We start from the raw sequence: 16,050 nt of genomic DNA on the forward strand, positions 1-16,050 counted from the left end.
TTAATTCAGTATATGTGGAATAGCCAGACGGAACAGCGGGATGGCTGCTTTAAAACACAACTGGCTCTGACTGGTCATTTCATAATAACCCTGCATGGTGCCGACAGGTGTTTCAAGCACGGCGCCACTGGTATAACTGTAGCTGGTCCCAGGGGCCAACTGAGGCTGCTCGCCGACCACTCCGTCACCATGAACTTCAGTCTCTTTGCCATTGGCATCCGTGATTAACCAGTAGCGTCTGAGCAGTTGTACCGTCTCGGCGCTATGGTTTTTGATGGTAATGGTGTACGCAAAAACATAGCGGTTATTGCTCGGGTCTGATTGAGCTGCGACATAAAATGTTTCAACTGAAACAGGAATTTCAAAACTCAGGCTCATAACTGGTGTTGCTCTTGTTGATGCAGCCAGCGGGCAATACCAATAAATTGCTCGACACTTAATTGTTCCGGACGTAAGGTTGGATCTATCCCCAGCTCAATAATCTGCTCTGCTGTTGCAAAATTGCTGAAACAGTTGCGTAAGGTTTTACGGCGTTGATTAAAAGCTTCCAGACAAACTCTGTTTAATACCGCAACAGGCACATCCTGGCGCTCTGCGACCGGTTTTGGAATTAGCCGAACTACAGCCGAATCCACTTTAGGGGCTGGTTTAAAGGCGCCTGGTCCAACTTCGACCACAGGCATGGCATGACAGAAGAACTGAGTCATGACGGATAACCGCCCGTAAGTTTTTGAGCCATGTCCTGCAGTCATACGCTCAACCACTTCCTTTTGCAGCATAAAGTGCATGTTCTCAATATCGTCAGCATAATCAAACAGATGAAATAACAGAGGAGTAGAGATGTTGTAGGGCAAATTACCGAACACTTTGAGTTTTTTGCCCGGCTGTAACAACTGACGGAAATCAAACTTCATCGCATCTGCCTGAAAAATGGTGAGCTTGTCCGCCATAACAGGGTGTTCCTGTAAACGCTGAGCCAAATCTCTGTCTAACTCAACCACGCTCAGGTGACCGGCTTTTTCTACCACAGGTTCTGTAATTGCGCCTAAGCCAGGGCCAATTTCAACCAGTATATCCGTCGGTTTTGGATTAATGGCCTTGACGATGCGCTCGATCACTACAGGATCGTGCAGGAAGTTCTGACCAAAACGTTTTCGGGCTGTATGACCCAGGTGTACTTTATCTGTCATGTGATAACTTGGCTCGTTGCGCTAAATAAATGGCTTGTTCCAGGGCATGGAACAAACTTCCCGGGTCGGCTTGGCCTGTACCTGCTAAATCCAGAGCCGTGCCATGGTCGACTGAGGTGCGGATTAAAGGCAAACCCAGGCTGATATTGACGGAGCGTCCAAAGCCTTTGTATTTCAGCACAGGCAATCCCTGATCGTGATACATGGCAAGGACTGCATCGGCGTGCTGCAAATATTTGGGTTGAAACAAAGTATCTGCTGGCAGAGGGCCAACTAAATCCATACCTTGTGCTCGCAGCTCGTCTAACGTGGGGCTGATCACATCAATTTCTTCACGTCCCAGATGCCCATCCTCTCCGGCATGGGGGTTTAAGCCACAGACGTAAATTACCGGAGATTCGATAGCAAACTTATGCTTCAAATCATGATGTAACACTGAAATCACTTTGTGCAGACGCTCTTTGGTGATCGCTTTTGCCACATAAGCCAACGGAATATGGGTAGTTGCAAGTGCCACCCGCAATCCTTCAGTGGCCAGCATCATCACCACATAAGGTGTATTGGACAGGTGAGCGAAATATTCGGTATGACCGCTAAAAGGCACTCCGGCTTTGTTAATAATACCTTTGTGTACCGGGCCTGTGACTATAGCGTCAAATTCCCCGGATATAGATTTTTCGCCGACATATCGCAAGGTATCAACCACATAGCGGCCATTCGCTTCGTTAAGCTGTCCTGTGACAACATCCGCTTCCAGCGCAAAATCAACACAAGTTAAAGTACCAGCTTGTTGCGGTACTGCTGGTTGATCTGGCTGATAAGGTAAAAGCTGAAGCGGCAGATTTAACACTGCCGCTCTTTGTTTTAACAGGTCGGCGTTGGCACAAACAACCAACTGGGCTGGCCAGCTTTGTTGCGCCAACATCACCACCAGATCAGGGCCTATACCGGCTGGCTCACCTGGGGTGATTGCTATCCTTAACGTCATTCAGTCTCCGCCAGTACTTCGATAAAGGCCTGGTCACGCAGCTCACGCAGGAAGTTTGCCTGTTCTTCATTGAAGCGGCGATTAAACAGCATACGGTAGACCTGGTCTTGTTTTTTCTCCGCAGTCATGTCGACAACACGTTTATCCAGTAATTGCACTACGTGCCAGCCGTGTTCAGTCCGGAAAGGTTCGCTGATTTCTTCAATCTGCAGCATGTTTAATGTATCGCGGAAGGCTGGCACATACATGGCCGGATCAGCCCAACCCAGCTCACCCCCTTTTAACTTCGAGCCTGGATCTTCAGAATTTGCAGAGGCAAATTCGGCAAAGTCTGCTTTCCCTGCTTTGAAATCAGCAACGAATTGCTTCAGGGTATCCCGGGCTTTCTCTTCGCTCATGATGATGGAAGGTTTAATCAGAACATGGCGTGATTTAACCTCATTCAGCTCTGCCACATTAGCACCACGGATATCAAAAATGGTCAGGATGTGAAAGCCTGCACCAGAACGCAGAGGCCCTATCATATCGGTTTTTTTCTTGCCGCGAATAGCATCCGAAAACAAAGTTGGCATTTCGTTGATATTCATCCAGCCCATATCACCGCCGTCAAGGGCTGTGCTGTCTGATGAGGAGGCTATGGCCAACTTCTTAAAATCGCTGCCTTCGCGCAGTAATTTCATCACTTTGTCGGCACGATCTTTCGCTTCGGTGATTTGCTCTGTAGTCGCCTGATTCGGAATAGAGATCAGAATATGACCTATATTGTATTGCTCGTTGGAGGCGCCTTGTTCTTCCATCACCTTCATCAAGGTATCTATTTCTTGCGGGCTGATGTAAATACGGCGCTGTACGTTGGCTCTTAACACCTCACCTGTGGTGATTTCTTCCCGAAAACGCTCACGGAACTCCTGGTAATCGCCTTCTTCCTGCACTATCCGCTGACGAAATTGCTCCATGGTCAGGTTTTCACTACGTGCAACGTTTTCCAGCGCCTGATCTAATTGCGGGTCAGTGATTTGTAACCCCATACGTTTAGCCATTTGCATTTGTAAGCTGTTACTGATCAGACGTTCAAGCGCCTGTGTGCGCAGAGCGCGGTCTGATGGCAAAGTTTGTCCCTGGCTTTGGGCGTTGCGTTTTACTTTATTGACCATATCCGTCACTTCGCTGTCCAATACGACACCGTTATTGACGATAGCTGCAACACCGTCGATCTTTTGTTCTGCCGCCTGGCCCGAGAAGGCCAGAAATGCGGCCACAGAGCTGGCAATCAAAAGTTGTAACTTCATAGGTTCCTACATTAATTATTTAGTAAATATGGGCGTCTATAACCAAAAATACCGTTCGACAACATGTCGCTGACCGAGAAGCCAGCGCCTTCACCAAAACCTTTTAAGACAAATTGTACGGCGATCCCGTTATCAAAAGTTGGAGGTTGTGATAAATCATTCAGTGCCAATTCAAGGTTGGTATTGATTTGGCGCTTGGCAACCATACGTATTGCCCAACAACAGGACTCATATTGCAAACCAAAGTTAGCTTCTATCATATGATGCTTGTTGATGTCACGATAATAACTGGCAATCAATTTCCATTTATCATCGATAGGTGTGGTGCCAAGAAAACCAACCTGAGCAATTTCGTAGTCTGAGACCTCACGACTGTAACGGTGGTTCAACTGGATCAAACTTTTATCGTCAGCCACATAATCCAATGTAACGTTACTTTTCACCATACGCTCATTACTGGAATCATACTGCAATGCCGTATTGAGGTACCAGCCTTTGCTCCAGTTCCACAGTAGTTCAGAAGCAAGCACTGAGTCCGTAGACTGTTCTTTGTCCAGTAAGGAATTGTCTATCGGCTTAGGATCATCCAGAAATACGATCTGACCTAAACTGAAACGGAAGAGCTCGGTATCTTCTGAGTCATAAAGCCGGGTTGTCCAGCCCACTGTCAGTTGGTTGGTATCTGCAATCCGGTCTAAACCTGAATACCTGTTTTCACGGAACAAACCGTAATAATCGTCTTGCAGCCTGGCGGTATCATAAAGTCCGATATCAGATTGGTCGCGATAAGGAATGTAAAGATACTGCACCTGTGGTTCAAGGGTTTGCAGAGAGCCTGAGTCTTCCCAGGCCAATTCTCTCTCCATATTCAGTTTGGCGTTAATCTGCACTTTGGGCACAGTTCTGCTTGTTTCTTCTTGCACCAGCAGGGTGGTTTGATCGGTATTTTGTTGATAACGGGTATGTAACAGGCTGGTTTCGGCGACCAGCTCCATGGCCGGAGTAATCAAAGGCCAGCGGATACTGGGTTCGAGGTGCAAGCGGTCGGCATCGTTAATGATGGCTGCGTCATTGCGAAAATGAGCATACTGACTGTGCCAGTTGAATTCAAAACCTGCGGCTAAATCCAAAGGGGTAGCGGAGCTGAGGTCAACCTGCGGCAAAGCTGCATAAGAAGGGGAATAATTGCCGAGGATCTCAAAACCCTGCAGACGAATTTCCGAGTTCAGGTAATCACCGAAATAATTCAGACTGGCCTGACGATACAGTTGTGTGTCACTCTGATTACTGTAGTCTGAGCCCAGTTCGGACAAATAGGCATCATCACTGACATCGGTAAAATCAACACTGGCACGCCAGCGATCCGACAGATCGCCGGTGTGGCTGAAATGGGTGAGATAACGACTGCCAAAGTCTGACGGTTTATCGTTGTCATTAGGTAACACTTCCAGTTGCAGTTGCCCGGCATGGTCCTCTGTCAGGTAGCGAAACTCGGTATTGAGCTGTGCGCCTCTTTTACTCATCAAACGTGGACTGATGGTCGCATCGTAATTTTCTGCCAGATTGAGGTAATAAGGGGTTTCAATATCCAGTCCTAACCTTTGTGAACTGCCAATTTTTGGAAACAATAAACCACTTTTGCGCTTATCACTGACAGGGAAGGTCATATAAGGCAAATAGAACACCGGAACATCCTGAATTTTGATCACCGAATGCCAGGCTTCGCCCCATCCATCATCTGCATTAATATCTATTTTATCTGCATGCAAAGCCCAACTGCTGTCGTTTTCAGGGCACGTAGTGAAACTGGCCTCTGACAGATTAATCTGTTGCTTTACTGCACTCATTTCTTTGGCATAACCGCGTCCAGACTGACTGACCAACTGATAATCAGCATCGCTTAATATGGCCTTGTCTTCTTTTAGCTGCGCACTGAACTGACTGCTACTGACTCTCAAACCTGGGCTGTAATACTGGATCCCGCCTGTGGCAACTAAGGTTTGTTCTTTTTGACTGAGCTGTGCATTGGCCGCGTTGAGCATGGTATTGCGGTAAAGAATTTCTATATTACCGTCAAATAATGCCGTCTGGTCCTGCATCATCTTGATCCGATCAGACAGAATTTGCAGTCTGCTGTCTTTCGCTGACAGGGTAGCTAACTTCGCTGGCATTTCAATTGGGGTGTAACATTGCTCAATAGGTTGAGGCGTTTGCTCCTCTGCATGGGTGAGATAGGGGAGACCAAGAGCCATGATAATGAGGCGATAGATCAGAGAATGAGTCATGCAACCTACTTAGTACAATTACCTGAAACAGGTGAAAACGACCGGAACACCGAGCGGGCTATAATAAATCAATTTTCCGGATCCTGCTAATCCGTTATAGTGCTGGCTTTGACCCGATGGAGAGAGCAAAGTGCCAGAGCGAATGCAGTTCATTCAAAGTTTTTTAGCAGCGTGTTTTCCTGGCGAAACAATTCAGTTGGATCCGATCACTGGTGACGCCAGTTTTCGACGCTATTTCCGCTTTTTCAGGGGCAATCAAAGTTATATTCTGATGGACGCTCCCACACCAACAGAGGATTGTGGTCGTTTTGTGGCAACACAACAGGCCTTTGCCACAGCGGGATTGCAGGTTCCACAGATCATTGCGCAAGACATCCAGCATGGGTTGTTACTACTGAGCGATTTGGGCGACACATTGTTATTGTCCAGATTGACCGAAAACACTGTGACAGCTTTTTACCGTCAGGCCTTGGCGCAACTGAAGCAGGTTCGTACGATCAGTGCAACCAGTGCCGGAGCTTTACCTGTCTTTGATCGGGAATTTCTGCTGCGTGAGATGCAGATTTTCATCGATTGGTTCGTACTACAACACCTGCAGTTATCATTGAATGAACAAGAGCATAGTATGCTGCAGCACTATTTTCTGTTGCTGGCAGACTCTGCATTGCAGCAACCTCAGGCGGGGATGCACAGGGATTATCATTGCCGCAATCTGATGTTGCAACCTGATGGCCGTCTCGCCGTGATAGATTTTCAGGATGTGGTGACAGGCCCAGTCAGTTATGACGCAGTGTCGTTATTAAAAGACTGTTACATCAAATGGCCGGCTGAGCTGGTGCACAGTTTATGTCAGGAGTTTTATCAGGAGCTGCATGAGCAGGCCGAGATCCCAGCCGACGTCAGCCCGCAGCAGTTTCAGCAGTGGTTTGATTGGATGGGGCTACAGCGCCATATTAAAGTCTGTGGAATTTTTTGCCGCTTATACCATCGTGATGGAAAATCAGGTTACCTTGCTGATTTACCTCGGGTCTTCGATTATGTGCTTGAGGTTACTTCACTCTATCCCGAGTTAGAAGTGCTGGATCAGTGGCTCAAAACCAAAGTAAAACCAGTGTTGGAGGCCAAAGGCTAAGATGAGAGCAATGATACTGGCTGCCGGCCGTGGCGAGCGCATGCGTCCTCTGACGGATCAGTTACCCAAACCCTTATTGTCCGTTGCTGGCAAACCCTTGATCCAGTACCACCTTGAGGCGCTATCTGCTGCAGGTATCCGGCAGATAGTGATCAATCATGCCTGGTTGGGGCACTTGTTACCTGAGTATTTAGGGACAGGTGAGCAATTTGGGGTAAAGATACAGTACTCAGACGAGGGCGCTGAAGGGTTGGAAACAGCAGGGGGGATTAAAAAAGCCTTGCCCTTGCTGGGCGATGGCCCTTTTGTTGTGGTGAATGGTGATGTGTTCACTGATTATCCTTACCCATCGCTAAAGCACAAACTGGCCGCGGATTGTCTGGCGCATCTGGTTCTTGTCGCTAACCCGTCACAGCATCCCGATGGCGATTTTGGTATCAGTGAACAGGGGTATGCGTTGGCGGAGGCCGGACGCTGTTTTACTTTTAGCGGCATTGCGGTATACAGGCCTGAGTTTTTCGAACAGATACCGTCGGGTAAACAAAAGCTGGCTCCTTATTTACGCCAGGCCATGCAGCAGGGCAAAGTCTCAGCCGAGCTGTATCAGGGCGTCTGGCATGATATTGGCACAGTGCAACGACTGATGGAGTTATCAGCGCAACTGGAGTCCCGGCATGTGGGGTAAAATTCTTGGTGCCTTGTTTGGTATGGCATTGCTAAAAGTTCCTGGCTTGTTGCTCGGACTCTTGATTGGGCATTGGTTCGATAAGTCCTATGGAGGTGCTTTTGCCAGCCGGGGTGGTTTTAATGGCTTTTCCCGCGATAAATCTGAAGCTCAGGGCATTTTCCGTTATAACACCTTTGCAGTGATGGGGCATATTGCCAAATCAAATGGTGTAGTGACTAAATCGCATATTCAGCAAGCTACTGCTTTTATGGAGCAACTTGGCTTAACTGCGGCACAAAAACAAGAAGCTCAGGCGGCATTTCGGCATGGGAAACAGGCTGATTTTCCTTTAACAGAGCAATTAGCCGAGTTTAAATCTGCGTACAGATCCAGACCGGATCTGTTGCTGATGTTTTTGGAGATCCAAATCAGTACGGCTTATGTCGACTTGAATCTCAGTAGCGCAGAACAAAGGATCCTGGCACAAGTCGCTTTCGAATTGGGTATTAGTACGGCTCAACTGCAACAGATGATTAGTCGCTACGAGGCCGAAGCCCGTTTTGCCAAAAGCAGCCAGAGCGGTACTACGGATATAGCAAATCGCCTGACGGATGCCTATAAAATTTTAGGAGTCCATGCTGACAGTTCTGAGGCGGCCATTAAAAAGGCTTACAAAAAACTGATGGCTCAGCATCACCCGGACAAGCTGATGTCACAAGGTTTACCACCTGAGTTGATGGATATGGCTAAACAAAAAACGCAGGATATTCAGGCTGCTTATGAGTTGATCCGCAATCACCGTGGCTAATCACGGAAAAACATAAAATAGACAGCACCCAGCAGGCACAAACCGGCATAAACATAATTCCATTTAAATGGTTCCTTCATATAAAGCACGGCAAATGGAATAAACACACTCAAAGTAATGACTTCCTGAAGAATTTTTAGCTGAGCTAAACTTAATACCTGATGGCCTATCCGGTTGGCAGGCACCATCAGCATGTATTCAAACAGCGCTATTCCCCAGGACACCGCAATAGCGATATACAGAGCTGAGCTTTTAAAATGCTTGAGATGCCCGTACCAGGCGAAGGTCATAAAAATATTACTGGCGGTCAGTAGTAAAACAGTTTGGAGCAATGGCGACATAGTCCAGCCTCTGTGGCATAGAGTGAAAGGGCAGTTGATAGCGCCCAGTGTAATTGTTTTTTATCGAAGACAAAGGAATTTTTAGTAGCCCTGATAGTTCAGCCAACCTTGAATTTCTTTGAGGACCCGCTGCTGAGTTTCTGCCTGTGCCATCAGTCCACTGATTTCACGCTGCCGATAAAGTAGTTTTTGCTGTTGTCGTGCCAGCTGTTTTCTCAATTGCCATTGTGCTGCAACCTGCTGATTGCCTTGTTCTTGCATCAGGTCTAATGTGGGAACCTGTTGTTTAGCAATAGCGAGGGCCAGGCTGCGGTGCTGATCGGCTTGAGGTAAATAGGCCTCTAGCAAAATAAGAGATTGTGGTTCCGGTAGTTTTTTCTCCGCGTATAGCTGACTGACTAAAGCGGCGCTACTGCCCTGAGCAACTACTATAACGGCGTTGTTTTCAGCTTGCACACTGACCATGGCGGCTGCAATACGTTGTTGTAGCTGCGCTTTATAACCATCGATGGCCGCGATGTCGGTTTCAAAAGGTGCGTCCGGTACCGCAATAGACAAGGTATTCCAGCCGTAGTCATTAAATTCTTTACGAAGTAAATTCAGGTATTTAGGACTGGATGCATGCTGTGACCAATCAGGCAGCAACAAGATAGTCCCTTTGACTTGTGCAGTGAATGCAGCTCTTTTTAACGCCAGAAAACTTTTATCACCTGCCAGTAATTCGGTAATTTCATCGGCGGGTAGCTGCCAGCTTAAATCAGACTGGTGCCATTGCTCTAGTGAGGTAGGTTCTGCAGCCAAAACGCCGCCGCTTAGTAACAAGACAATAGCTGAAAGTTTTGATGGCATCGGATCAACTCAGAAGACTCATAATCTATGACAGGCTATCGGCAGCCAGCAGCCAAACTTTATCAACAAGAATCAATGAAAAAATAGAATAAAAAAACCGCCTTGCGGCGGTTTTTTCAATCAGCAGAGATTAACGCTCTACTTTTTCTTTGATGGTCGCTGTCACGATAGCTTCGATGCGACGGTTTGCAGCGTGAGCAGCCGGAGTATTACCTTCGACTTTCGGACGGGTTACACCGTAACCTGTTGCCGTTACACGGCTTGCACTGATACCGTGCTCATTAGTCAGAACCTGAGCTACAGCGTCTGCACGACGTTGTGATAATTTCAGGTTGTAAGCCGCAGTACCTACGTTTGAAGCATGACCACCGATTTCAACATCAGTACCAGGGAAACGTTTCAGGAACGCCGCTAATTCAGCGATTTCTGCTCTGTATTCTGGCTTGATTTCGGCTGAGTCGTTCGCAAACTGAGCTTTCAGCGTGAAGTTCACTTCTTTTTCAGTGAAGATTGAACAACCTGTGGCGTCGACTTTATCTGTGGCCGGAGTGCCTGGGCACAGATCGTTAGCATCAGGTACACCATCGTTGTCGCTGTCTGCTACTACAACCACAGGAGCAGCTACAGGCTCAGGAGCTGCAGTTGGCTCTGCTACAACAGGAGCGTCACCAAACAGTACAGACATACCGAACTTGATGTTCGCGTCAGCAAAACTTTCGCTGATACCCTGGAAACGGTTCATTTCACCAAAAACTGAGAAGTTTTCAGTCAGGTATTTGCGGTAACCAATACCGATATTCAGAGCTGTTTCATCGTCGATTGCTTCAACATCTAAATGTTTCAGACCACCGACCAGATAAGCTGAGGTACCTGGCAGATTGTATAAAGCGTCAAGACCTACACGCTTGCCAACCAGCTTGTCGTCTGACAGCTGTTGTTTCAGGTGTTGTCTGCTGAATTCAGCACGCAGCGCCCAGGATTCATCCAGGTTGTAACCAACTTCTAAACCGTAACCATAACCTCTGTCCAGGTAAGACCATTCGGCTGATTCTGTTTTGTCGCCGTCCGGGAAATAATATTCACCAAAAACTGAACCAAAAACACGGTCAGTGACTAAAGGTTTTGAACTGTCTGCTAAAGCAGTTGTCGAAAGTAAAGTTGCCATAATGGCGATTGCGCTAGTACTGAGTTTCATCCATATCTCCTAAGAGGTAAATTGCGGCGGCTATTCTATTTAACTAAAAAATTTAGTCAAATTTAGCTGCTCGTTATTACTAATTTAAGTCAGATATCCATCTGACTACTTACCCTGATGCCAAGTTTACCTTATTTAACTGAACCTTAGGTTAACAAAGCAATCAGCTACTACTGTCCTTTTTGACTAAAACGGACAACTAACTTCAAAATATAGCTCAGATCCTGAAGTTGGATGCCTGAAAGCCAAAGAGCCAGCGTGCAACTGAAGTCGATCGACTGAACTTTTTCCTTGTTCAGTGCCATAAAACTTGTCCCCGAGGATCGGATGACCAAGCCATAACATATGCACTCTGAGCTGATGGGAGCGCCCTGTTACTGGTGTTAACTCAACTTTGGTTTGATGTTGGTTTCGTTCCAGCACTTTAAAATACGTGAGTGATGGCTTTCCGGATCTAAAATGCACCATTTGCCTGGGTCTGTTGGGCCAATCACACAACAGAGGTAACTCAACGGCTCCGCAGTCTACAGGGACTTGCCCTTCGAGTAACGCAAAATAACGCTTCTGCGTTTGGCGCAATTCAAACTGTTTATTTAAATCACGTTGGCTCTGAGCATGCATCGCCATGACCACCAGGCCTGAGGTGGCCATATCCAGTCTGTGGACTATCCGTGCTTGTGGCCACACCAGACGCACCCTGTAATCCAGACTATCTTTGTGCTCTGGCGCTTTACCCGGAACCGTCAGCAGTCCGCTTGGTTTGTTCAGGATCACAATATCATCATCCTGAAAGACAATATCCAGGTAAGGGTGTGTGGGCGGTCTGTAATCAAGTAACATTGTATTCACTTTTAGTCATGACTGACAACCACTACCCGCAGCGCATCAAATTTTAACCTGGCTTTACTGATATAATCCGTTAATTGTTGTTTCTGTTGTTGCAGATGAGTAATTTCTTCCTGCCGTACTGACGGATTCAGTTTTTGCAGCGCCTGCAAACGCTCGATTTGAGTGGTTAGTGTCTGTTGCATCCGCTCTTGTGCTTGTTGTTGGACTTCAATCAGACGCACAGTAGCTAACTCCTGAGCCTTACCTATTAACGGATGGATAAAGCTTTGCAGTGCTTTCACCATTTTGGCAGCGGGTTGCCGGCCTACAGGTTTTAGTTGTTTATTAAACTGCTCGAAAGCCACATTCGCAGCCAGATTTTTGCCATTTTTTTCCAATAGCAGGCGCACCGGAGTGACGGGTAAGTAACGACCTAGCTGTAATTCTTTTGGCGCGCTGGCTTCGACAATAAACACAAATTCTACAAAGTAGGTGCCGGCAGGCAGGGCTTTGTTGGGTAACAAGGCCACGGAACTATTACCCATTTGCTCGTTAGTCAGAATATCCAGGGTACCCCGCACCATCGGATGATCCCAGCTTAAAAACTGGATATCTTCCTGCGCTAACGCTGTTGCTCTGTCAAAAGTGACACTGATGCCATCGTCATCCAGCATCGGATAATGGCTATGCAGATGCTCTGACATGGTCAGCACCATGCTGTTTTCACCCCGGTCGTCCTGGTTGACACCCAGCACATCCCAGGCACGTAACATAAACATGGGTAACTTCGTTTCATCATCCAAAGCGGCGATAGCTTCAGCGAGTTCACGTGCCTTGCCTTGACCTGAACTATTGATTTCAAGCAGTTTATCGCGGCCTTGTTCCAGCTTTTGTTTCAATTGCTGGTTTAGTTCTGCACTTTTTGCGATCAGGGATTGAACTGCAGCACGCTCCATAGTTGTGGCGGCAAGCAGTTCAAACAATTCTGTGGCGACTTGTTCAAATACGGATCGGCCGGTTTGACAGGTCTGGCTTAACGCCTGTAACCCTTGTTGATACCAATCCAGCAATACCTGCTGTGGATGATCCGCAAAATAGGGGATATGAATTTGAATATTCTGGGTCTGACCTATCCGGTCCAGACGACCAATACGTTGTTCCAGTAAATCCGGATTCAAAGGCAAATCAAACAGCACCAGATGATGAGCAAACTGGAAGTTGCGACCTTCACTGCCGATTTCCGAACAGATCAGTATTTGAGCACTGTTGTCTTCCTGGGCAAAATACGCCGCCGCCATATCCCGTTCGACAATGCTCATGCCCTCATGGAAGACTGAAGCCCGAATGCCTTCGCGCACCCGCACCGCTTCCTCCAGCGCGATCGCTGTGTCGGCATGAGCACAGATCAGCAGGAATTTACTGCGTTTATGCTGTTTTAGCAGCGTTATCAGGTGGTCAACCCTGGGGTCAAACTGCCACCAGCTACTGCCTTTACCTTCAAACTCCTGAAATACCCGCTCAGGAAACAAACTGGCTTTGGCTTTTTGTTCCAGACTTTGTTGTTTATTAAAGGCCTGCTGCACTTTAAGTGCGTTTTTATATTGTTCAGGCAACTCCAGAGCTATGGTCTGTGGCTGACGTTGTGGAAAACCTGAAATTGCACTGCGGCTATTACGAAATAAGATACGGCCAGTACCGTGGCGATCCAATAACTGGCTGAGCAGTTGTTGTAGCGCCAGTTCACGCTCCTCAGTGCTGCAATCAGTTTGTTGCAAGGTTTGCAGCGCCTTTGTGCTGTCGCTGTCTGCCAGCAATTGACTGAGTTCGGTTGCGACCGACTGGCTCAGCGGTTTTTGCTCCAGCACAGCGGCGGCTAAATCGGCAATCTTTTTATAGTGTTGTTCTTCAGCAAGAAAGGCCTGGTAATCGTGAAAGCGGTTTGGATCGAGTAAACGCAAACGGGCAAAATGGCTTTGATGTCCCAATTGATCGGGTGTGGCCGTTAATAAAATTAAACCTGCGGTCCCTTCAGCTAATGCTTCAATGCGCTGGTATTCGGTGCTAACCGCCTGTTCACTCCATTGCAAATGGTGCGCCTCATCCACCACCAATAAATCCCAGTCGGCATCCACGGCATGTTGATGATGGCTGCGTTTTTTCACCAGAAACTCAAGGCTGGTTAACACTAATTGCTCGGTTTCAAACGGATTACCACCATCTAAACCGGATTCCGTACAACGTTCGTCGTCAAAAATAGAAAACTTCAGGTTAAACCGGCGTAGCATCTCCACCAGCCACTGATGTTGCAATGACTCGGGTACCACCACCAGCACGCGTTTGGCTAAACCTGCCAACACCTGTTGATGAATAATTAACCCGGCTTCAATGGTTTTACCCAGACCTACTTCGTCCGCCAGCAATACCCGTGGTGCGTGGCGTTTTGCCACTTCCTCTGCAATATAGAGCTGATGTGGGATCAAACTCATACGGCCGCCGACCAGACCTTGTAACAGGCTTTGTTGCTGTTGATGCAAATGTTGCCAGCTTTGGTAACGCAGTGGGAAGGTCTCAAAACGATCCACCTGACCGGCGAATAAGCGGTCCTGCGGTTGACTGAAACTGATAAAATGATCGAGGAAGAGTTCACGTAACGCCACTGTCTCATTGGTGTCGGTACGGGTGCCATGATAAATAAAACAGTCGTTTTTACTTTCGACTTCGCTGATGAGCAAGGAGAACCCCTCAGCACTTTTGACTGTATCGCCCGGGTTAAACTGAACGCGGGTCAGCGGTGCTTCCAAAACAGAATACAGACGGTTTTCACCACTGGCCGGAAACAGTAAAGTCAGCATCCTGCCTTCATGTCCGATCACAGTGCCTAAACCTAAATCCGACTCACTGTCGCTGATCCAACGTTGACCCAAAGCAAATTTTATCATCTTGTCCTCACTGCAGAAAATGGCGCGCTATGGTACAGCTAAAAGTCTGCTATCGCATCAGCCTGAGCCACGTATTTTTTGCAATAGATTAAAAATCGTCATCTATTGGTCATACAGGCCGTGCATTTTTGCTCTAAGCTTAGATCAAATGAATCAAAGCACTGAGGGCGATCGCTTTACTGAACCAAACATCAGCCGGCAAGTCAGATGTTGTATACCGAAAATAAATAAAGATTGTTGTATTTTTGCCATGAACTTTCATGGTTTATTGTCGCTAAGGAGCTGCTTATGGCGCGAAGAAGAGCTAAAGATAAAAAAATATACGTTCTGGACACCAACATTCTACTGCATGAACCTTTCGCCTTCTTAAACTTTCAGGAACACGACGTTGTCATTCCAATGACAGTGCTCGAAGAGTTAGACCATATCAAAGACAAACACAAAGACGTCAGTCGTGAAGCCCGTATCGCCATTCGCGCTTTGGAGGATGTGTTAAAAGATGCTTCACCGGAACAAATGCTGCAAGGCGTTGCGTTACCCAGCCACACGGAAGAAAAAAATGCCGGTCACTTATTTATCATCAATGACCATCATATCAGCGACCAGATCCCCGGCTTACCGGGTGGGGAAAACGACCATTTAATTATTAATACCGCCTTGTTTTTACAACGGGAAAAAGCGCCGACCAAAGTGATACTGGTCACCAAAGATATCAACATGAGGCTGAAGGCCAAAGGGGCAGGTCTGAAGCTGGTCGAGGATTATCGTACCGACCAGTTGATTGACGATGTGCGGTTTTTATACAAAGGCTATTACAAATTTAGCGGCGACTTTTGGTCTGTTGTCAAAGATTGCCGCACCCACAATGAAGGCCGTGATACCTATCATTTTGTGCCACGTGCTGTGCTGCCCAACGCTTATATCAACGAATACCTGATTGATGAAGCGCAAACCTTTGCCGGGCGGGTATTGGAAATCAACGAACAGGAAATCAAAATTCTCGATTTAGGTTTTGAGCGCCTGATGCATAAACATGCCTGGGGTATTCATCCAAAAAATATTTATCAGGCCATGGCGCTCAATGCCCTGCTGGACCCGGATATGGACCTGGTGATTCTGACCGGTCCTGCCGGTTGTGGTAAAACTCTGATCGCTCTGGCTGCGGCACTGGAACTGGTGATTGAAAAAGGCATGTACGACAAGGTGATAGTGACCCGCAACACGCCAGAAATTGCCGAGTCTATCGGCTTTTTACCTGGCACTGAGGAAGAGAAAATGGCGCCATGGCTGGCCGCTATTACCGATTCGCTGGAAGTGCTGCATAAAACCGACGAACACCCGCATGCCAGCGTGCAATACATAATGGACAAGGCCAATATTCAGTTTAAATCGGTCAACTTTATGCGCGGTCGCAGCATTCAAAATGCCATAGTACTTTTGGACGAGTGTCAAAACTTAAGTGCCGCGCAACTGAAAACCATCATCACCCGTTGTGGGGAAGGCACCAAGCTGATTTGCTCAGGCAACCTGTCACAAATC

14 protein-coding genes are annotated in these 16,050 nt (G+C 47.3%); 4 read left to right on the forward strand and 10 right to left on the reverse strand.

Annotated elements, in window-relative coordinates:
• Genes apaG through SD53_RS04830 form a run of 5 tightly spaced genes read right to left on the reverse strand, consistent with a single transcriptional unit; the run spans position 1 to position 5,752 of the window.
• Positions 1-378: a Co2+/Mg2+ efflux facilitator ApaG/CorD gene (gene apaG, locus SD53_RS04810; protein WP_046519087.1), complete on the reverse strand. Its 378-nt coding sequence runs from the start codon at positions 376-378 to the stop codon at positions 1-3.
• A complete protein-coding gene (gene rsmA, locus SD53_RS04815) occupies positions 375-1,190 on the reverse strand; it encodes a 16S rRNA (adenine(1518)-N(6)/adenine(1519)-N(6))-dimethyltransferase RsmA (RefSeq protein WP_046519088.1) in 816 nt (271 codons plus the stop codon). The genes apaG and rsmA overlap by 4 nt, the downstream gene beginning before the upstream one ends.
• A complete protein-coding gene (pdxA, locus tag SD53_RS04820) occupies positions 1,180-2,178 on the reverse strand; it encodes a 4-hydroxythreonine-4-phosphate dehydrogenase PdxA (protein WP_046519089.1) in 999 nt (332 codons plus the stop codon). Before pdxA ends, rsmA begins: the two co-directional genes overlap by 11 nt.
• Positions 2,175-3,467, reverse strand: coding sequence for a peptidylprolyl isomerase SurA (gene surA / locus SD53_RS04825; protein ID WP_046519090.1), 1,293 nt, complete (start codon positions 3,465-3,467; stop codon positions 2,175-2,177). Before surA ends, pdxA begins: the two co-directional genes overlap by 4 nt.
• 11 nt (positions 3,468-3,478) lie before the next feature.
• A complete protein-coding gene (locus SD53_RS04830; RefSeq protein ID WP_046519091.1) occupies positions 3,479-5,752 on the reverse strand; it encodes an LPS-assembly protein LptD in 2,274 nt (757 codons plus the stop codon).
• 142 nt (positions 5,753-5,894) lie between these two features.
• On the opposite strand from SD53_RS04830, the gene SD53_RS04835 reads away from it, so the two are divergent.
• From SD53_RS04835 to djlA, 3 genes are read left to right on the forward strand one after another with little or no spacing between them, the layout of a single operon-like run.
• On the forward strand, positions 5,895-6,884 hold the full coding sequence (locus tag SD53_RS04835) for an aminoglycoside phosphotransferase family protein (protein ID WP_046519092.1): 990 nt from the start codon (positions 5,895-5,897) through the stop codon (positions 6,882-6,884).
• A gap of 1 nt (position 6,885) precedes the next feature.
• A complete protein-coding gene (gene murU, locus SD53_RS04840; RefSeq protein WP_046519093.1) occupies positions 6,886-7,569 on the forward strand; it encodes an N-acetylmuramate alpha-1-phosphate uridylyltransferase MurU in 684 nt (227 codons plus the stop codon).
• Positions 7,559-8,359 (forward strand): co-chaperone DjlA, encoded by an 801-nt coding sequence (djlA, locus tag SD53_RS04845; RefSeq protein WP_046519094.1) that lies wholly within the window; start codon positions 7,559-7,561, stop codon positions 8,357-8,359. The genes murU and djlA overlap by 11 nt, the downstream gene beginning before the upstream one ends.
• On the opposite strand, the gene SD53_RS04850 is transcribed toward djlA, so the two are convergent.
• The 5 genes from SD53_RS04850 to rapA all read right to left on the reverse strand — a co-directional run bounded on the left by SD53_RS04850 (position 8,356) and on the right by rapA (position 14,511).
• Positions 8,356-8,700, reverse strand: a complete 345-nt coding sequence (locus tag SD53_RS04850) for a DMT family protein (RefSeq protein WP_046519095.1) — start codon at positions 8,698-8,700, stop codon at positions 8,356-8,358. The genes djlA and SD53_RS04850 overlap by 4 nt on opposite strands.
• Positions 8,701-8,781: 81 nt before the next feature.
• A complete protein-coding gene (locus SD53_RS04855; RefSeq protein ID WP_046519096.1) occupies positions 8,782-9,549 on the reverse strand; it encodes a DUF3530 family protein in 768 nt (255 codons plus the stop codon).
• Positions 9,550-9,679: 130 nt separating this feature from the next.
• Complete coding sequence (locus SD53_RS04860; RefSeq protein WP_046519097.1) at positions 9,680-10,744, reverse strand: OmpA family protein; 1,065 nt, start codon at positions 10,742-10,744, stop codon at positions 9,680-9,682.
• A 186-nt stretch (positions 10,745-10,930) separates the two neighbouring features.
• The gene (locus SD53_RS04865) at positions 10,931-11,584 is read right to left on the reverse strand and encodes an RluA family pseudouridine synthase (protein WP_046519098.1); all 654 of its coding nucleotides are present in this window, start codon (positions 11,582-11,584) and stop codon (positions 10,931-10,933) included.
• Between the two features lie 11 nt (positions 11,585-11,595).
• Positions 11,596-14,511, reverse strand: a complete 2,916-nt coding sequence (gene rapA, locus SD53_RS04870; protein ID WP_206539896.1) for an RNA polymerase-associated protein RapA — start codon at positions 14,509-14,511, stop codon at positions 11,596-11,598.
• A gap of 288 nt (positions 14,512-14,799) precedes the next feature.
• On the opposite strand from rapA, the gene SD53_RS04875 reads away from it, so the two are divergent.
• On the forward strand, positions 14,800-16,050 hold a 1,251-nt coding region (locus SD53_RS04875; RefSeq protein ID WP_046519099.1), incomplete at its 3' end, for a PhoH family protein.

It is taken from the genome of Rheinheimera mesophila (assembly GCF_000986865.1).
In the GTDB taxonomy this organism is placed as follows: Bacteria; Pseudomonadota; Gammaproteobacteria; order Enterobacterales; family Alteromonadaceae; genus Pararheinheimera; species Pararheinheimera mesophila.